At 63.4% G+C, this 18,137-nt stretch carries 19 protein-coding genes and 1 tRNA gene; 9 read left to right on the forward strand and 11 right to left on the reverse strand.

The window, feature by feature from the left end:
• Nucleotides 1–70 precede the first annotated feature (70 nt).
• Genes L8F97_RS02075 through hflX form a run of 4 tightly spaced genes read left to right on the forward strand, consistent with a single transcriptional unit; the run spans nt 71 to nt 5,558 of the window.
• The gene (locus L8F97_RS02075; RefSeq protein ID WP_277924682.1) at nt 71–2,281 is read left to right on the forward strand and encodes a sensor histidine kinase NtrY-like; all 2,211 of its coding nucleotides are present in this window, start codon (nt 71–73) and stop codon (nt 2,279–2,281) included.
• Between the two features lie 3 nt (nt 2,282–2,284).
• A complete protein-coding gene (locus L8F97_RS02080; RefSeq protein WP_242146335.1) occupies nt 2,285–3,658 on the forward strand; it encodes a sigma-54-dependent transcriptional regulator in 1,374 nt (457 codons plus the stop codon).
• Nucleotides 3,659–3,673: 15 nt separating this feature from the next.
• Complete coding sequence (gene hfq / locus L8F97_RS02085; RefSeq protein WP_313931900.1) at nt 3,674–4,258, forward strand: RNA chaperone Hfq; 585 nt, start codon at nt 3,674–3,676, stop codon at nt 4,256–4,258.
• A gap of 10 nt (nt 4,259–4,268) precedes the next feature.
• The gene (gene hflX, locus L8F97_RS02090; RefSeq protein WP_242146337.1) at nt 4,269–5,558 is read left to right on the forward strand and encodes a GTPase HflX; all 1,290 of its coding nucleotides are present in this window, start codon (nt 4,269–4,271) and stop codon (nt 5,556–5,558) included.
• 20 nt (nt 5,559–5,578) lie between these two features.
• On the opposite strand, the gene mazG is transcribed toward hflX, so the two are convergent.
• The 10 genes from mazG to L8F97_RS02140 are packed head-to-tail and all read right to left on the reverse strand — an operon-like array spanning nt 5,579 to nt 14,514.
• Entirely contained in the window at nt 5,579–6,331 is a 753-nt protein-coding gene (gene mazG, locus L8F97_RS02095; protein WP_242146338.1) for a nucleoside triphosphate pyrophosphohydrolase, read from the reverse strand.
• 38 nt (nt 6,332–6,369) lie between these two features.
• The gene (locus L8F97_RS02100) at nt 6,370–6,585 is read right to left on the reverse strand and encodes a hypothetical protein (protein ID WP_242146339.1); all 216 of its coding nucleotides are present in this window, start codon (nt 6,583–6,585) and stop codon (nt 6,370–6,372) included.
• Complete coding sequence (locus L8F97_RS02105) at nt 6,582–7,346, reverse strand: MBL fold metallo-hydrolase (protein ID WP_242146340.1); 765 nt, start codon at nt 7,344–7,346, stop codon at nt 6,582–6,584. The genes L8F97_RS02100 and L8F97_RS02105 overlap by 4 nt, the downstream gene beginning before the upstream one ends.
• Nucleotides 7,343–8,119 (reverse strand): TatD family hydrolase, encoded by a 777-nt coding sequence (locus L8F97_RS02110; RefSeq protein WP_242146341.1) that lies wholly within the window; start codon nt 8,117–8,119, stop codon nt 7,343–7,345. Before L8F97_RS02110 ends, L8F97_RS02105 begins: the two co-directional genes overlap by 4 nt.
• Nucleotides 8,119–9,693 carry a methionine--tRNA ligase gene (gene metG, locus L8F97_RS02115; protein ID WP_242146342.1) on the reverse strand — a complete coding sequence of 525 codons (1,575 nt, stop codon included), beginning with the start codon at nt 9,691–9,693 and terminating at the stop codon, nt 8,119–8,121. Before metG ends, L8F97_RS02110 begins: the two co-directional genes overlap by 1 nt.
• A 9-nt stretch (nt 9,694–9,702) precedes the next feature.
• Nucleotides 9,703–10,695 carry an AAA family ATPase gene (locus L8F97_RS02120; RefSeq protein ID WP_242146343.1) on the reverse strand — a complete coding sequence of 331 codons (993 nt, stop codon included), beginning with the start codon at nt 10,693–10,695 and terminating at the stop codon, nt 9,703–9,705.
• Nucleotides 10,692–11,333 carry a dTMP kinase gene (tmk, locus tag L8F97_RS02125; protein WP_242146344.1) on the reverse strand — a complete coding sequence of 214 codons (642 nt, stop codon included), beginning with the start codon at nt 11,331–11,333 and terminating at the stop codon, nt 10,692–10,694. The genes L8F97_RS02120 and tmk overlap by 4 nt, the downstream gene beginning before the upstream one ends.
• A gap of 4 nt (nt 11,334–11,337) precedes the next feature.
• Nucleotides 11,338–12,501 (reverse strand): D-alanyl-D-alanine carboxypeptidase family protein, encoded by a 1,164-nt coding sequence (locus L8F97_RS02130; RefSeq protein WP_242146345.1) that lies wholly within the window; start codon nt 12,499–12,501, stop codon nt 11,338–11,340.
• Nucleotides 12,502–12,526: 25 nt separating this feature from the next.
• Complete coding sequence (locus L8F97_RS02135; RefSeq protein WP_242146346.1) at nt 12,527–13,471, reverse strand: SPOR domain-containing protein; 945 nt, start codon at nt 13,469–13,471, stop codon at nt 12,527–12,529.
• Entirely contained in the window at nt 13,471–14,514 is a 1,044-nt protein-coding gene (locus L8F97_RS02140; RefSeq protein WP_409928991.1) for a lytic transglycosylase domain-containing protein, read from the reverse strand. Before L8F97_RS02140 ends, L8F97_RS02135 begins: the two co-directional genes overlap by 1 nt.
• A 164-nt stretch (nt 14,515–14,678) precedes the next feature.
• Between L8F97_RS02140 and L8F97_RS02145 the strand changes: the two genes are divergently transcribed.
• The 5 genes from L8F97_RS02145 to L8F97_RS02165 all read left to right on the forward strand — a co-directional run bounded on the left by L8F97_RS02145 (nt 14,679) and on the right by L8F97_RS02165 (nt 16,683).
• Nucleotides 14,679–14,768: transfer RNA gene (locus L8F97_RS02145), tRNA-Ser, on the forward strand.
• A 118-nt stretch (nt 14,769–14,886) separates the two neighbouring features.
• Entirely contained in the window at nt 14,887–15,342 is a 456-nt protein-coding gene (locus L8F97_RS02150) for a LuxR C-terminal-related transcriptional regulator (RefSeq protein WP_242146347.1), read from the forward strand.
• 41 nt (nt 15,343–15,383) lie between these two features.
• Nucleotides 15,384–15,737 carry a hypothetical protein gene (locus L8F97_RS02155; RefSeq protein ID WP_242146348.1) on the forward strand — a complete coding sequence of 118 codons (354 nt, stop codon included), beginning with the start codon at nt 15,384–15,386 and terminating at the stop codon, nt 15,735–15,737.
• Between the two features lie 41 nt (nt 15,738–15,778).
• Nucleotides 15,779–16,210: a hypothetical protein gene (locus L8F97_RS02160; RefSeq protein WP_242146349.1), complete on the forward strand. Its 432-nt coding sequence runs from the start codon at nt 15,779–15,781 to the stop codon at nt 16,208–16,210.
• Nucleotides 16,192–16,683, forward strand: coding sequence for a hypothetical protein (locus L8F97_RS02165; RefSeq protein WP_242146350.1), 492 nt, complete (start codon nt 16,192–16,194; stop codon nt 16,681–16,683). Before L8F97_RS02160 ends, L8F97_RS02165 begins: the two co-directional genes overlap by 19 nt.
• Nucleotides 16,684–16,719: 36 nt before the next feature.
• Here the strand turns inward: L8F97_RS02165 and L8F97_RS02170 are convergent, their stop codons facing one another.
• On the reverse strand, nt 16,720–18,117 hold the full coding sequence (locus L8F97_RS02170; protein ID WP_242146351.1) for a methyl-accepting chemotaxis protein: 1,398 nt from the start codon (nt 18,115–18,117) through the stop codon (nt 16,720–16,722).
• Between the last annotated feature and the right edge of the window lie 20 nt (nt 18,118–18,137).

The following is an 18,137-nucleotide window of genomic DNA, read 5'->3' on the forward strand; positions in this document are numbered from 1 at the left end:
AGCCGGTGACCGGCTGACATGAACGTTTAGTGTGTTTTCTTTGCAACGGTAACGTTGTACCTTTAACACGATGGTGACGCGCGTCGAACCAAGTTCAAGCCGGCATAGGCTTCGTGTTCCAGGGCCGACTGCCGCGGTTGAGGTTGCCGCGCTGGGCACGACGGTGGCCATCGCGCTGGCGACATATTTGGTCGTCCGCTCACATGCGGTTGCCGAACGCATGGTGCCGCCGGCGCTCAGCGCATTTTTATTGCTCGCGAATCTGCTGCCGCTTGTCGCGGTCATTATCCTGTTCGGACGGCGGATCGCCCGCCATCGCGCGCAACGGTCTGCCGTCGCCGGCGGGGGACAGCTTCACGTCCGGTTGGTCGCGATCTTTTCGCTGCTCGCCAGCATTCCCATCGTTCTGACGGTGATTGCGGCATCCTTCATGTTCCAATCAGGCATAGAATTCTGGGTGTCGGACCGCGCGCGCAGTTCGTTCGAAGCATCCATGAACATGGTCCGAGATTCGCAGCGTCAGATCATCACGCGCTGGTCGGATGAAGGTCGTGCGATGGCGGCCGACATCGCTGGTCAATCGGCACAGATCCCGATCGATTCCCGTAGTTTCCCGACCTTCCTTCTGACCCAGGCATATACGCGCAGCCTCAGTCAGGCAGCGGTATTTCGCGCGATGCCTAATGGGTCCATCGAGCCGATCTCCGTGGTTGCGATACCCGATCTGTCTGTGCTCAGCCGGCGTGCCGACCGCGCGATCCTTGAGATCGTAAAGCGGCAGCACCGCGCCTATGCTGATCTCGCCAAGGACATGGTGTGGGTCATCACACCGCTGCCGGGGTCAGATGACCTGTATCTTTACGTCGGCACGGTAGCCAATGCCGAATTTCTCAACCGGCAGCACGTCGCTGCCGAGGATGTGTTGAAGGACTATCGTGACATTCAGTCACGGGCGCGCAAGCTGCAGCTCCTGTTCAACGCAGCCCTGTTCGCTGTCGCCTTGCTGATCGTGGGCGTCGCGGTGTGGATCGCGCTGGCCGTGGCCGATCGACTGGTGCGCCCGATCGACGAACTGGTCGGCGCCGCCCGCCTGATCGCGGATGGCGACCTTACCGCGCGCGTTCCGGAACGCGAGGAGCGCGATGAAGTCGGCACGCTTTCCAACGCGTTCAACCAGATGACCAGCCGTCTGCAGGAGCAAACCAGCGCGCTTGAAAGCCGCCGCGCGCTGATCGAGGCGGTGCTGTCTGGTGTCACCGCCGGGGTTATTTCGATCGGGCGTGACGGGATGATCCGATTGATCAACCGATCGGCTGCAACTTTGCTGAAGACCGGTGACGGTAACCCGGTCGGTCGGCAGCTTTCGTTGATAGCGCCAGAACTGGGTGCGCTGATCGCCAGCGAGGACCGTGAAGCGATCGTCGAGGTCGACGCCGGCGGTGAGGCCAAGACCCTGGCAGTGAAGATCACCCGCGCCGCCGAAGGCCCGATCCTGACGTTTGATGATATCACCGGGCAATTGCTGGACCAGCGGCGGGCTGCATGGTCGGATGTCGCCCGGCGGATCGCACACGAGATCAAGAACCCGCTGACCCCGATTCAGCTCGCCGCCGAGCGGCTCCAGCGCCGCTATGGTAAGCAGATCGTCGCCGACGACGGTACATTCGCGCGGCTGACCGATACGATCGTTCGCCAGGTCGGTGATCTGCGGCGGATGGTCGATGAGTTTTCGTCGTTCGCGCGCATGCCGAAGCCGATGTTCCGCCGCGAGTCCCTGCTCGACCTCGCGCGACAGACCTTGTTCCTGCACGAAGTCGCACATCCGCAGATCCGCTTCGTGCTTCAGTATGACGAACCCGGTCCGGCGTTGATATGTGACCGGCGCCAGATCAGCCAGGCGCTGACCAATATCGTCAAGAACGCGGTCGAAGCGATCGAAGCGAAGGGAGAATCCACTGAGGGTGCAGTCTCGATGACGCTTTCGAACGATAGCGTGTCGGCCACGATCGTCGTGCGCGACACTGGCGTCGGTCTGCCGGCGAACCGCGACCGCATCGTCGAACCCTATGTCACGACGCGCGCGCGCGGCACCGGCCTTGGGCTCGCGATTGTTACCAAGATCGTCGAGGAGCATTTCGGCACGATCACCTTCACCGACAATCCCGGTGGCGGCACGTGCGTAGCCATTCGCTTCGACACCAGTGCGCTCGCCGCTCTCGATCAGGGGAACGCGCCCGTGACCGACCAGCATGCGCCCGAACTTTCTCAGAACCGGACATAGAACATGGCACTCGATATCCTCATCGTCGACGACGAGCATGACATCCGCGATCTGGTGGCGGGCGTGCTGGAAGACGAGGGCTACGGCACCCGTAGTGCCGCGAACAGCGACGGAGCGCTGGAGGCGATCTCGATGCGTCGTCCCTCGCTGGTGTTGCTCGACGTGTGGTTGCACGGTTCGCGGCTAGACGGGCTGGATCTGCTCGACGAGATCAAGCGTCGCGACTCTACCATCCCGGTGTTGATGATCTCCGGCCATGGCAATCTCGACACTGCGGTCGCTGCGATCCGCCGGGGTGCGGCCGACTTCATCGAGAAACCTTTCGAAGCCGAGCGGCTGTTGCTGATGGTTGCGCGCGCGACCGAAACCGAGCGCTTGCGCCGGGAGGTCGCTTCGCTTCGCGCCGTGGCCGCCCGGGATGCCGACCTTACCGGCAACTCTGCCGCGATCAATGCGGTCCGCGCGACGCTCAAGCGGGTCGCCGCGACCGGCAGCCGCGTGTTGGTGATGGGCGCGGCGGGTGTCGGCAAGGAGATCGCCGCGCGGTTGCTCCACGGCTGGAGCCAGCGTGTCGATGCACCCTTCGTCATCGTCAACGCCGCGCGCATGACGCCCGAGCGGGTCGATGAGGAATTGTTCGGCGTGGAGGAGGGGGGTGATCTCGTCCGTTCCGGCCTGCTGGAACAAGCGCATGGCGGGACGTTGTTCCTCGACGAGATCGCCGACATGCCGATCGCCACACAGGCGCGCATACTCCGCGTGCTGACGGACCAGAGCTTCACGCGCGTCGGCGGCACGCGCATCGTCAAGGTCGATGTCCGGGTCGTGTCGGCAACGGCGCGCGATCTCGCCCATGAGATATCCGAAGGGCGTTTTCGCGAGGATCTCTACTACCGGCTCAACGTCGTGCCGGTACAGATCCCGGCGCTGGCCGAACGCCGCGAGGACATCCCGGCGTTGATCTCCCACTTCGTCGCACATTACGCCGCAGACCGGCGGGTGCCGACGCCGGAGATCGCGCCGGATGCGATGGTCGCGCTGCAATCCTACGAGTGGCCCGGCAACGTCCGGCAACTCCGCAACATCGTCGAACGTGTCATCATCATGGCACCAGGCGATCGGATCGGTCGTATCGATCTCGACATGCTGCCGAGCGAGGTGCTGGGCGACCCCGGCGAATTGGGCAGCGGCGGAACGGCGATCATGGGCTCACCGCTGCGAGAGGCTCGGGAGACGTTCGAGCGTGAGTATCTCCGGGTGCAGATCAAGCGGTTCTCGGGTAACATCTCGCGCACCGCGAACTTCATCGGCATGGAGCGTTCCGCATTGCACCGCAAATTGAAGTTGCTCGGTATCACGGAAGGTCGCGACGAATAGTGGACGAAATCGCCAATCGTACCTAGATTAGCGCCGCGACAATCGCACAACCGACGCCGTAAATGGCGCGCTGCGGGAAAAAACCCGCCAAGAACAAAGGATCGACCGATGGCCGACAAACAAGCTTCCCTCCAGGACCTTTTCCTCAACGCGCTCCGCCGCTCCAAGACGCCGGTGACGATGTTTCTCGTCAAGGGCGTCAAGCTGCAAGGCATCGTGACGTGGTTCGACAATTTCTCCGTGCTGTTGCGTCGTGATGGTCAATCCCAGTTGATCTACAAGCACGCTATCTCCACGATCATGCCGTCGAGCGCGGTCGATATCGCCGCGATCATCAACGCCGTGGGAGAAGCGCAGCGTAAGGCGCCGTTGTTGCAAGAAATCTTCCTGAACGCAGTGCGAAAATCGAACGACAACGTGACCATGTTCCTGGTCAACGGCGTGATGTTGCAGGGACATATCGCGGCGTTCGATCTGTTCTGCATGTTGCTTCAGCGTGATGGCATGTCCCAGCTTGTCTACAAACATGCGGTGTCCACTATCCAGCCGGCGCATCCCTTGAACCTCGCCGACGAACAGGCGGATATTGACGAAGAATGAGAGCAAGACGTTGACGACAGGTTTCGAGCGCGACCGTGATGAATTTGCCCGCGGTGCGCGCGCAATCGTCGTGTATCCGGATCATGGCGCCTCGGCACGGGATGCCGAGGCGCGGCTGGAAGAGACCTCCGGACTTGCCGCCGCAATTGGCGTGACGGTAGTGGAAAAGGTGCCGCTGCGGGTGCGCGCGCCTAAACCGGCGACACTGATTGGTAGCGGGCAGGTCGAACAGCTCGCTGCGTCGGTGCGTATGGAGGAAGCGGGCCTGGTTGTCTTCGATGCCGCGCTCACGCCGGTTCAGCAACGCAACCTGGAAACGGCGCTCGAAGCCAAGGTGATCGACCGCACCGGATTGATCCTGGAGATCTTCGGCGAACGTGCAGCAACGGCCGAGGGTCGGTTGCAGGTTGAACTTGCTCATCTCGATTATCAGGCTGGCCGGCTGGTGCGTAGCTGGACCCACCTGGAGCGGCAACGTGGCGGTTTCGGCTTCCTGGGCGGTCCGGGCGAAACCCAGATCGAAGCGGATCGCCGCCTGATCCGTGACCGTATGGCGCGGCTCCGCAAGGAACTTGAGTCCGTCAGCCGCACCCGCGGTCTACACCGTGAACGGCGCCAGCGCGCCCCGTGGCCCGTGATCGCGCTGGTCGGCTATACCAATGCCGGAAAGTCGACACTGTTCAATCGGCTCACCGGTGCGCATGTCATGGCGGAGGATCTGTTGTTCGCCACCCTTGATCCGACCTTGCGGCAGATTTCCCTGCCCGGGATCGACAAGGCAATCCTGTCGGACACCGTTGGGTTCGTTTCGGAACTGCCCACCCAGCTCGTTGCCGCCTTCAAGGCGACGCTCGAAGAGGTCGTGTCGGCCGATCTGCTCATTCACGTTCGCGACATCGCCCACCCCGACACGCAGGCGCAGCGAGCCGACGTCGAGGAGGTTTTGCGTGATTTAGGTGTAGCGGACACCACGCCGCGGATTGAGGCATGGAACAAGCTCGATCTGCTCGAAAGCGAGGCACATGACGATATGCTTGCGGAGGCTTCGCGGCGTGATGATGTGGTGGCGATTTCCGCGTTAAGCGGGGAAGGGGTCGATACGCTCGTCGCAACGATTGGTGCACTGCTGACGCAGGGCCATCGCCGTTACTCGATCACGCTCGACGCTGCCGATGGCGCTGGCGCGGCGTGGCTGCACGCGCACGGCGAAGTGCTTGGTCAGGATGTGGATAGCGACCACGCGGTGTACGATGTCAGAATGTCACCTAGCGACTACGAACGCTTTCTGACGCGAAGCTGAGACGGAACGGCGTACGTCGATCAAGCTTGGTCTTGCTTTTCAGCGGACTTGGCTTGACGCCACAGTTCCTCCTGCGCGTCGAGATCTCGTGATGCCATCGCGGGGTCGAGTGCTTCCATTGTGCGAAAGCGTCGCTCGAACTTCGCGTTCCCAGCGCGCAGGGCGGCTTCCGCATCGACGCCGAGGTGCTTTGCCCAGTTAACCACTGCAAACAGGAGATCGCCGATCTCTTCCGCGCGTTCGGTGTGCGTTGTTGCGCGGGCCACTTCGGACAGCTCTTCGTCGATCTTTGCACGCGGGCCGCTTGCATCAGGCCAGTCGAAGCCGACCCGCGCCGCGCGCTTTTGCAACTTTTCCGCGCGGAGCAGCGCGGGCAGGCCGATCGCCACGCCATCGAGCGCGCCTGACGACGCCTTGGCAGCGCGCTCGTCAGCCTTGATCTGTTCCCAAAGGTGATCGCCGCCATTCGCCGCATCGCCGAAGATATGAGGGTGACGCCGTTCCATCTTATCGCTGATCGACGTGACGACATCGGCAAATGCGAAATGCCCGGCTTCTTCGGCCATGCGGCTATGGAACACGACCTGGAGCAACAGATCTCCAAGCTCATCGCGCAACTCCGCCATATCGCCGCGCTCACATGCGTCGGCGACTTCGTAAGCTTCCTCGATCGTGTACGGCGCTATCGAGGCGAAGGTCTGCGCGCGGTCCCATTCACAACCGAGCGCAGGGTCGCGCAGGCGAGCCATGATGGTTAGCAGTCGCTCGATCATCATCCAACCTTCCTAGTTCGCCAGTTCGATAATATGTATTATGTTAAATTGCCGGTGTACCGCGGCTGCTCTCTTGCTGCGGTACCCGTGCCTGTCGCTTGCTGCCATGCCGCGATCGCCAGATACAGCAACGCAAAGATCGCCAGCCATGCGAGCGCCATTTTCACCACCTCACCGACCGGTAGTCTTCGCGAGATCAACGCAGCGACCGGCAGCATCAGCATGACCACGTAAAGCAGCACGTCGCCCGTCACAGCGTGATCTCCAGCCCGTCATACCCCGGTTCCACCCCACGCGGCAGCCGCCCGGCGAGCGTCGCATAATCTAACGACTGATCCATATGCGTGAGCACCGCGCGTCGTGGCTTCAGTGTCGCGATCCAGCCCAACGTCGTCGCAAGCTCGGCATGAGACGGGTGAACGCGCTCCCGCAGGGCATCAACGATCCAGACGTCGAGCTTGCTGTAAAGCCGCTCTGCATCTTCCGTCATTGCCTTGATATCGGTCGCATAGCCGAGGCTCCTGGCATCGGCTTCGAAGCGCAATCCGGCGGAGGTAATCGCGCCATGCGGCTGATCGACAACACCGATCGTGATGTCTCCCACGATGAGGGTATCAGCCAGATGTTCCATCGTGGCGGTCGGTGGATAGCCGCCCGCGCCGGCGAAGACATAGGGGAAGCGCGTGGTCAGAGTGGTGGCTGTCCAAGGTCGCGCGAAGCCCCGCACCGGGTGGCCGAGTTCGTGATACACCTGTCGCAAATCGTCGATGCCGTGCGTGTGATCGGCATGGTCGTGCGTCCAGATCACCGCGTCTACCGTGCCGACCCGCGCTGCCAGCAGCTGCGCTCGCATGTCCGGCCCGGTGTCGACAAGGATGCGCGTGGTTTCAGTTTCTACCAAGATTGACGCGCGCGTGCGGGCGTTGCGCGGATCAGCCGGATTGCATGCGCCCCAGTCGTTGCCGATCCGTGGCACACCGGACGACGTGCCCGATCCGAGAACCCGCACCTTCATATGCGTACTTTGTTGAACAACGTGTAAAAATTGCTGGCGGTTGCCGCCGCCAGCGCGGCGAGACTATCCTGCCGCAACCCAGCCAGAAACGCGCCCGTGTCGGCAACGAATGCGGGTTCCCCCACCTTACCCCGATGCGGCACGGGCGCGAGGAACGGCGCGTCGGTCTCAATCAGCAACCGCTCGATCGGCAGGCGCTTCGCTGTCGCCTGCAACGCCTGCGCGTTCTTGAACGTCACGATACCCGAAATCGAAATATAGAAACCGAGGTCCAGCGCAATATCGGCAAAGGCGTCGCTTGCGGTGAAACAGTGGATCACGCCGGGGAACGCCCCCTGCTCCATCTCCTCACGCAGGATCGCCGCAGTATCATCCTCGGCCTCGCGGGTGTGTACGACGATTGGCAACTGCGTTTCCCGCGCCGCGGCGATATGCGCACGAAAACTTGCCTGCTGACGTTCGCGGTCACTCTTGTCGTAATAATAATCGAGGCCGGTTTCGCCGATGCCGACAACCCGTGGATGCTGCGCACGCTCGATCAGGCGCGCTGTGCCGACGTCGGGGTGCTGATCGGCTTCGTGCGGGTGAATGCCGACCGTTGCCCAGACGTCCGGCTCACGCTCGGCGGTGCCGAGTACCTGATCCCATTCGCTTTCCCGCGTTGCGATGTTCAGCATCACCTCGACACCTGTGGCACGGGCGCGGGCAAGCACCTCCTGCTGGCGCTCACCCAATCCCTTGTAATCGAGATGACAATGGCTGTCGGCGAACATCAAGCAGCGCCCTCGCCTACGTCTTCTACCGGGACTTCCAATCGCGGAAACAGTCCGACCGGCTGCTCCAGGCGGAAGCCGCTCTTGGCAAGCTCTGCGTACCAAGGTGTTCCGATTGCGACGAAATCCCGCAGGTTTGCGGCAATACCCATGCGGTCGAGCAAGGTCGCGGCGCTGCGCGGGATGATCGGCTGGATAGCGACTGCAAGCTGCGCGATGCAGATGTAGAGCGTCGCCAGCACCGTCTCCATCCGCGCGGGATCGGTCTTGCGGAGCTTCCAGGGCGCCTGTTCGTCAATATAGGCGTTGCAGGCGTATACCGCCTGCATCCAGTGTTCCGTGGCGTGCGACAACGCAAGATCGCCGAACGCCGCAGGGATCGCCTGTTGCACGGCTTTGCCGACAACCTCCAAGAGCGCCTCGTCCGCGGGATCATCGCCGTGGATTGCCGGCAGCGCGGCATCGCAGTTTTTGAAAATCTGCGACAGGGTGCGCTGGGCGAGATTGCCGAAGCCATTGGCGAGATCGGCGTTGATGCGCGTGACGATCGCATCGGCCGAATAGCTGCCGTCCTGACCGAAGCTGACCTCGCGCAACAGGAAATAGCGCACGGCATCGACCCCGAAGAGGGCGATCAGGTCGGCCGGATCGGTGACGTTGCCGAGCGACTTCGACATCTTCTCACCACGGTTAAGCAGAAAGCCGTGTCCGAATACCATCTTCGGAAGCGCAAGCTTCGCACTCATCAGGAACGCCGGCCAATAAACAGCATGAAATCGCACGATATCCTTGCCGATAAGGTGGAGATCGGCTGGCCAAAATCGCGCAAGTGTCTGCCCGTCATCGGGATAGCCCGCGCCGGTGAGATAGTTGGTCAGCGCATCGACCCAGACATACATGACGTGACCATCGCTGCCCGGCACCTTGACGCCCCAATCGAAGCTGGTGCGGGAAATCGACAGGTCGGCAAGGCCGCCTTCCACGAAGCGCAGCACCTCGTTGCGACGGCTGTCAGGGCGGATGAAGTCTGGATGCGCGGCATAGTGGTCGAGTAAAGGCTGCTGGTACTTTGAAAGGCGAAAAAACCAGCTCTCCTCCGCCGTCCAGGTGACAGGCGTGCCTTGCGGCGACAGCTTCGTGCCCCCGTCCCCGTCGATCAGTTCCTTTTCATCGTAGAATGCCTCGTCGCGAACCGAGTACCAGCCTTCGTAACGGCTTAGGTACAGATCACCGGCGTCCGCCATCGCTTGCCAGATCGCCTGGCTGGCGCGGTGATGGTCCGGTTCAGTCGTGCGAATGAAGCGATCATACGAGATATCAAGGCTGTCGCACATGGACCTGAAAAGGCCGGACATCTCATCTGCAAGCGCGCGTACCTCGACTCCCTTGTCGCGGGCGGTTTGCACCATTTTGAGGCCGTGTTCATCGGTGCCGGTCTGGAAGCGGACGTCACGGCCGGCCTGCCGATGGAAACGCGCGATCGCGTCGGCGGCAATGGCTTCATAGGCGTGGCCGATGTGCGGCTTGCCGTTGGGGTAGCTGATTGCGGTGGTGATGTAATAGGGTTCGGCCATGCCGATCCTCTAGGCCGGCACGGCGAGCTTCGCAACGAGGCCGGCCATTTCATACACCGTGCCCTGTGCGTCTAGCGACAGTGCGCGTGCCGTCGTCGATAAGGCACGTGCCGCGTCGTAGCTGTCGAGCGCGACGCGCAGGCGCTCGCCATGCTGGCCACGCGCCATCTCCGCAATGAAAGCGGGTGCGCGATCTAGAAACGCCTCGTAGCGGGGCTGTGCGGCTTTCGGAGCGAGCGCCTTGGACAACTTCACCCGCCGTGCGTTGCTGCGGTCGCCATCGCGCGCGATCGCGGCGAGCGCATCATCCAGCGCAGCTAAGTCAAGGCCGGCGAACCCAAGCGCTCGCCCCGGCGATCCGGCCCCCGCCCGCACCAACGCCGCGACTTCGGCATCCGTAGCCTGCCCGAGGTTTGCCTGGATGACCGCGCGCATATCCTCGCTCCCGAGCGGATCGAAGCGCAGCGTGCGGCACCGGGAGCGGATCGTCGGCAGCAGGCGGCCTGGCGCATGGCTGATAAGGATAAAGATGGTTCCCGCCGGCGGCTCCTCAAGGCTCTTGAGCAGCGCGTTAGATGCGCCAGGTCGCTCGACATCGTCGATAGCGTCGATCAGGACAACCCGACGGGGTGAGAGCGACGGTTTCATCGCGAACATCGGCAGTAATCCGCGCACCTGCGCGATGGTGATACTGCGTGCCAACTCCTGACCCGTCTTATCGGATTCCTTCGGTAAGCGTTTGATTTCGCGATAGTCAGGATGGGAGCCAGCCTCGATCAGCCGGCGTGTTTGGTTGCTTTCCGGTATGTCGAAGCCGGGGGGCAGCATGCCCGGCGCCGCCGCCTCGGCCAGCAGGCGCAGCGCCGCGGCGCGGGCGAAACGCGCCTTTCCAGTCCCTTCCGGACCGGCGAACAGCCATGCATGATGCAGTGAACCGCTCGCCATCGCGGCCGCGAACACAGCGTGTGCGGAATCGTTGCCGATCGGTAAGGCTGACGTCATGCTAGGGCAGGCAAAAGGTCGGCAAGGCCATCCAGCAACGCTTGTGTGATGCTTTGCGGGCTGGCTACGGCGTCGACAATCCGGAAGCGCTCCGGGTCGTTAGCTGCGAACCGCCGGAAAGCAGCGGCGACATCGGCGTGGAATTTGTCTCCCCGTGCGGCGAAGCGATCAGCCGCGGCACCATCGCGACTTTCCGCACGGGCGCGGCCCTGTTCCACTGGCACCTCAAGGACGAAGGTACGATCAGGCAGCAGTCCGCCGGCGCCGAACGCGTGTAGCGCGAGGATTTCGGCATCGTCGATACCGCCGGCCAGCCCCTGATAGGCGCGGCTGCTGTCGAGATACCGGTCACAGATGACCCACGCGCCGGAGCGGATCGCGGGGGCAATGGTCTTCTCGATATGATCGGCGCGCGCCGCGGCGAAGAGCAAGGCTTCGCTGCGTACGCTCCATCGACCCTGCGCGCCCTGCAGCAGCAGCGCGCGGATAGCCTCCGCGCCCTCGCTGCCGCCGGGTTCACGGGTGACGACCACCTCCAGGCCGCGCGCGCGCAGCTCCTCGGCGATCAATCGTGCCTGCGTTGACTTGCCAGCGCCCTCCCCGCCTTCGAGCGAGATGAAGCGTCCGCATGTGCTCATGGTGTCAGGCGCCGAACAGGCCCATCAGCCCGGCCCAGACCCGACCGAAGAAACCCGCCTCGGCCACGTCGGTTGCGGCGACCAGCGGCAGCTTCTGTGCAGGCATATCGGGCGCGGTGACGATCAGATCGGCGATGTGCTGACCGGCCTTGATCGGCGCCTTGATCGGACCGTCATAGGAAACCTTCAGCGATATTTCCGAGCCGACGCCCGCCGGCAAAGTCGCGGTCAGGTTCGAGCCGGCGACCAGATCGACGTGATTGGTGCTGCCGCCCTGCACCTCGGCGGTCTCGACCTTCTTGCCCTTCGCGACGATCGGTTTGGCCTGCCATGTGCGGAAGCCCCAGTTCATGAACTTGACCGATTCGTCCGCGCGCTGGCCGTAAGTGCCGAGCCCGGCCAATACCATGACGAGACGGCGCCCGTTCTGGATCGCCGAGCCGGTGAAGCCGTAGCCCGCCTCCTCGGTATGACCGGTCTTCAGGCCATCGGCGCCGGCGACGCGGCCGAGCAGCGGATCGCGGTTATCCTGCTTGATCGCGGCGCCCGCGCCCAGCGTCTTGCCCCAGGTGAAATCGGGCCGCGAGTAGAAGCGTTTATAGAGGTCGGGGAAATTGGTGATCGTCGCCTTGGCCAACGTCGCGAGGTCGCGCGCGGTGACGTAGGTCACGCCGCCATCGGGCCAACCGTTCGACGTACCGAAGTGGCTGTTCTTGAGGCCGATCTTCGCCGCCTCACGGTTCATCCGCTCGACGAACGCCGGTTCCGAACCCGAGATGCCCTCCGCCAGCACGACACAGGCATCGTTGCCCGACAGCGTTACGATACCGTACAGCAGATCGGCCACGCTGACCTTTTCGCCCGATGACAGGAACATGGTCGAGCCTTGCGAATGCCATTTGCGCCACGTTTCGGGCTGCATCTCGATCATCTGGTCGAGCTTGAGGTCGCCGCTCTTCACGAGGCTGAACGCGACATAGACCGTCATCATCTTGGCGAGCGACGCCGGCGGCATGCGGCGATCGGCATCCTTCTGGTACAGGATCGAGCCGGACGACATATCTTCCATATACGCAACCGGGGCGGGCGTATCGAACACCGGCGCGGCGGCAAGGACGGGCTGCACCGCGACGAGCGCGATGACGGAAGCGGCGATCAGTTTCTTCATGGGACGGTCCTGTTACGCTGGAAGTCTAGTCGGTGTGCGCGACACGCGCGTCGCGATAGCCGCGCCGCGCCGCGCCGTCACGCGCGCGATTGGCCGATGCGAGATCGCCGTAAGGCCCAAGCTGCACGCGGTACAGCCCACCACCGCCGACGACCCGCCCGCCCAGCGTCCGGGCGAGCTGGTTGGCACGTGCGGCGGCCGAGAGCGCCGCGACCTGCACGATGTAGCCGGAGCGCAGCACCGGGGCCGCCGCACGCGGCGCCGCCCGCGCCGCACGTGTCGACGGTACCGGATCGCGAGGGGTTGGATTGGTTGCACTTGCCCGAAGTGGCGATCGGCCGACGGCGCGCGGTGCCACCGGCGCAGGCGCGACCTCATCCACCTGCGGTTGAGACTGGTCGCGCTTCGGCGGGAGGTGCACGGGTGCAGACGCCATCGCTTGCGGTACGCGCTTGCGCAACGCCTTGAGCAGAACCTCGGGCGCGTCGATGCGCGCCGAAGCCGGAGCGCCAGCGCGAAGCGCGGTCTGGTCCTGCGGGCTCGGCAGGGCGGCGCGTACACGAACGCCCACGCCGGGCGCGATACCGAGCGCGTGGAACGCACCTTCCGACAACAACACGACGCCGCCAGGCGCCTGACTGGCCGCGACCATTGCGAGGACAGTGCGCCCGCCGCCAAGTTCGGTCAGTTCGACGAAGTTGCCCGGGGCCGCGCCCGCCGCCGCGACCGAGATGCCTCGTGCCCCGCCGTCATCCGGCTGCGCCACCGCGACCGTATCGAACACCTGCCCGCCTGAAGTCGCGCGCGGTCCGGCGCCCTGCGGCATGTCCGGCGGCAGCGCATCCTGAACGGGTGGCGCGGGTTGCACCGGCTGTGACCAGCCCGCGCGCGGCGTGTCTGCGGGCGCGGCCGGGGCATGGTGGCGATCCGCACTACCGAGAACGGCCGACACGGCGATCAGCAACAGCATCACTGCGCAACCGCATCGGAGAGCAGCCCGACCGATAACGCGTAGAAGTTCGAGCAATTGTAATCGAGGATCACGCGGTAATTCCCGGTCAGGAGATAAGCGGTGTTGCCGGCGCCGTCGGGTTCGATCAAGGTGGCGAGCACGTTATCCGGCGGCCATGAGCGGCTCTGCGACGTAATGCCAAGCGCGCGCCACTCCGCCATCGTCTTCCAGCCGCTATGCCGCTGGAACACACGTGGGCAACGCGGGCTGACCATGCGATTGACCACTTGCGACCGATCGAACCCCGCCGGCACGTTCACCGCCACGCCCCAGGGCTGACCACGCCGCCAGCCGGCATTGACGAAGTAATTGCCGATCGAGGCGAGCGTGTCGGCATCGCTTGTCCAGATATCCGCCCGCCCGTCACCGTCACCATCGCGCGCGAGCCGATTGTAGACAGACGGCAGGAATTGCGGTCCGCCGGTGGCGCCGGCCCAGCTTCCCACCAGCTTGGAACGCGGCACGCCGTTATCGATCATCTTCAGCGCGCCGATGAACTCTTCCGTGAACAGCGCACGACGGCGCCCTTCAAACGCTAGCGATGCCAGCGCACGTGGCAGATCGAAGCCGCCCATCACCACGCCGTAATTGGTTTCGTTACCCCAAATCGCCACCATGATCGATTCGGGCACGCCCGTCTCATCTTCAATCTTGCGCAGCCGCCACCGCTGCGCCTGATAGGCGGCGCGGCCACGGCTGATCCGCTGCGCATCGACGTGGGCGATCCGGTACGGCGCATAGGGCGGCACCGCCGTACTGGCGGGATTTCCTGGTTGCTGACGATCAAGATCGATCACGCGCTGATTTAACGTCAGACTCGGCAGCACCGCATCGAGCGTCCGCTCCGATACGCCTTCCGAACGTGCCTGCACACGCAACTGCGCGAGAAAGCTCTGAAAGCTGGAGTCGTCCTGGGCGTGTGCCGGCGCCACCGGCATCCCGCAGCCAAGCAGCGCCAACGCCGCGCCCAAGATCGTCAAGGTTTTTGGTAAGCCCCACATGCGGCGACACTGGCACAAGCCCACGCCGACATGAACCCCCAAAGACCGCACCTCTTGCACAAATTGCCGTTCTCGACGTAAGCGGGCGCAGGCGGTTCGCAGTTGATCGGACGACGTTGGGGGCCGCCTCATGCGTGTCTGACCCGGCAGGTCGGCTGTGGTATGGAAGAGTGTCCGAGTGGTTTAAGGAACCGGTCTTGAAAACCGGCGAGCGGGCAACCGTTCCGTGGGTTCGAATCCCACCTCTTCCGCCAGCCGTATGGTATCGCGTCACGGCAGCACCAAAGAGCCACCTAACTCGGTGCCGCACGCACACCTGACCACACGGCGAGAGCTTCCCTATCCGCCAGGATTGTCGCAACAATCCCCACAATGGACCGTTCGCGAATCGACACACTTACATCACGCCAGCGCGAGGCGCTGAGGCTTCTGGCTGCCCCGATGCGGCCCAAGGAAGTGGCCGCCGCCATGGGGCTTTCTCCGCGAACGGTGGAGGATCACCTCGCGGAGGCGACCCGTCGGATCGGCGCCGGCAGCTCGCTGGAAGCTGCGCGGCTGCTCGCGGAGCACGAGCGCGGGACACCGGGAAATCTACGGACGGGTGAAAACCGGATAGAAATACAGGAGGTCGAGCCGGCAGTGTCGCCCTTGCCGGTGAAGTCTGAACCGGCTTCGCAGGGACGGCTGATAACACTGGGCCTATGGCAACGATCGGCGTTGATTTTCGGTCTGACCATAGGACTCATCTTCTCGGTCTTCATTCTGATCGCAGGTGGAGAAAGCGTCGCCCGCGTACTCAGGAGCGAAAGTTCAGCACCGCACCGCTAACGCAGTCGCGCCGGTTTCCAACCGCGCGGCGGGGAGAAACCATGTCCAAGCTTAATGACCGCCTGCATGTCGGGCAAAAGATCGCGCCGCCGCTCCGTGCACTTGAAGGGGACTTCGAGTCCGCTTTCGCCAATGCCGGACGTTTGATGACCGCCATCGGTGAAGGTCGCCTGAAGGCACGGGCGCCGTTCGGCGTCGGTGTAAAGGCGATCGAACAGATCAACCTGTGCCTTAACTCGATGGTCGACGCAGCCAAGTCGATCGACGCACTGCATATCTCGCTTGACGAACTTCGCGCTGACTTCGGTCTGCCGGCAACCGCCTTCGGCGACTACGGGGACAAACCCTCGGCAACGCCAGTTGAAGATTCGCGATCGCTCCGGATCGCCAGTTAACAAACCCAATCTTGCGACAGGTGGATATGCACGCTCTCGAAATGTTCGATCTTTGGGTGATCGTGTGCATCGTGCCGCCGCTCTGGAAGGGCGGCGGACCCGAGCGAATTGCGGCTGTGTCGATCGGTATTGCGGCACTCGCGACAAAAGTGTCGGTCGAAGGCTTCCAGTTGAGCTACCGCACGGCAAGTCCGGTCGTGGTCCTGTTGGACATCGCTTTAGCGGCCGCTCTTATCTGCCTTGCTATGAAAGCAAACCGCATCTGGACCATGCTCCTTGCCTCGCTACAGATGTGTGTCGTGTTGGCGCACATCGCGAAGCTGGCGATCACTCAACTTGATCCGCTCGCGTACTACGTCATCTTGACGAAGTGGGCGTATGTCACCGCCGCTCTGCCAGCTGTTGGGGCGATCCGCCACCAGCTGCGTCTGCGTTCTTTCAAGGTAGATCAATCATGGTCACCGTCACGATGAGTATTCATGAAGCACTTGCGCGCGTTGAGGCGGCGACCCGCGACCTCAGCCTGCAGTTTGCCGACGAGCAGCGGCGACGTGGCGAGCCGATCGTCCCCGAGCTGCCCCGCACGGATGCGGAACGCGCCCTCGCCTCCGCAAAGCGGGTGGCACGCGCGCGGCGGCGACGTGACACCGAACTGGCGGAAGTCGCCGACCTGTTCCGCGACCCAGCGTGGGATCTTCTCCTGGACCTGTTCATAACCGGAGAGGAGCGTGGCGATGTATCAATCACCAGCGTCTGCGTTGGCGCGACGGTACCGGGTTCAACGGGCTTGCGCCATCTTGCGGCGTTACAGCAGCGCGGGTTCGTGAACGTCCGCGCGGATCCCACAGACCGCCGCCGGCGCAACATCCGGCTGGAAGATAGTGTCCGGCAACGGCTGATCCGATATTTCTCCGGACCGGAGTTTCAGGCTCGGCCATTCTCGTGAATAGCACGTAAGGTGCATGCGAGGGTTGCGGCAGCGTCAGTCCTGATTTTCGTAGGCGAGTTGCAGAACGCCCCAATGGCGACTCTCAACCCAGATCGAGGCAATCACCTGCTTCAGCAACACCACGCCTCCCTTGGTAAGCGGGCGCCGGTACGCCTTCAGGCAGAACGGCGTCTCGGTGCGGACCTGGATACGGGTTTCCGGATAGCTGTAGATCAGGCCGGCGCGCGAATATTCCTGGTTCCAGGTCGGATCGTTCGGCCGCTGGGCGAGCGATCGTTCCGGCATCGCGACCGCTCCGAAACAGTTCCGGTCGGTAAAGCTCATGCCGAAGAAGCCCGGCAACTGACGCGCATGCTCCTGATGCGGTCTCGCCAGCCGGGTCAGCAGCGGTTGCGCGGGGTGCGTAAACAACGGTGGGTTGCTGTTCGCTACCGGGGCGTAGCTATCGCTTAGTATCGTTCCAAGCGCGATCTCTCCCGATGTGACGGCTGCGGCAAGCCCCTCTCCGACGGAACGCGCGACATCCAGACCGAAGCGGATGTAGGGAGAATCGGGCATCTCCGACCCGCTCTCCGCCAGCATCTGAAGCAACGCATTGGTATCGTCGCTCACGCCGGAGACCCGCGTGGAAAGCTGCTGGAGTCCGGCCGCGTTCTGCGAGGAGGCGCTGGTCAGCGCAACCAGACCCGCGCGGACGCGGTCGACCGCCTGAACCATCGATTCGACCCGCTCTGCAACGCTGTCGCTATTACGTTCCAGCCCCAGCATCAGCGATCTCAGATGATCGACCAGCGCCTCAATCCCTTGCGCGCTGCGATGTGCGGACTGCGCCTTGGCCACGCCCTGCCCGATCCGCTCCAGCATGCCGCCGGCTTCCTGGGTCAGTTTGGTGATCGACTGCTCAATCCGCTTGGTAGCGGATGCGGTTTCGCCCGCCAGCTTTTTCACCTCGCTCGCGACTACGCCAAAGCCGAGGCCCGCGTCGCCCGCTCGCGCGGCTTCGATCGTCGCGTTGAGGGCAAGAAGATTGGTCTGCTTGGCGATGACGTTGATGCTGGCGCTGATGTAGCCGACTTCGTTCAAGGCATCGTTGAACGAGCCGAGCCCATCGTGAATGCGGCTGACCTGTCCAATCAGATCCACCACGTCGCCGGTTGCGGTGCCGAGTTGCGCTGTCGAATCCTTGATGACAATCTTCGCAGCCGCGGTGTCATTACGCGCCTCGCGGGCGGCTGCCGCGACGTCATCGACGTCCCCGGACAGGATGTTCGCATCCTGTCCGACGTTGTCGATCGTCGCTGCCTGCGCTGTCACCCGTTCGGCAAGCGCCGCGATATCGGCTTGCAAGTCGAGTGTACGGATGCCCAGCTCGCCCGACATGCGCGCGGCCTGCTTGATCGTTGTCTCGGTTACATCGGCACGGATGGTCATGACCCATTGCCTAGCCTCGA

The organism is Sphingomonas sp. BAUL-RG-20F-R05-02 (assembly GCF_022662305.1).
GTDB lineage: Bacteria > Pseudomonadota > Alphaproteobacteria > Sphingomonadales > Sphingomonadaceae > Sphingomonas.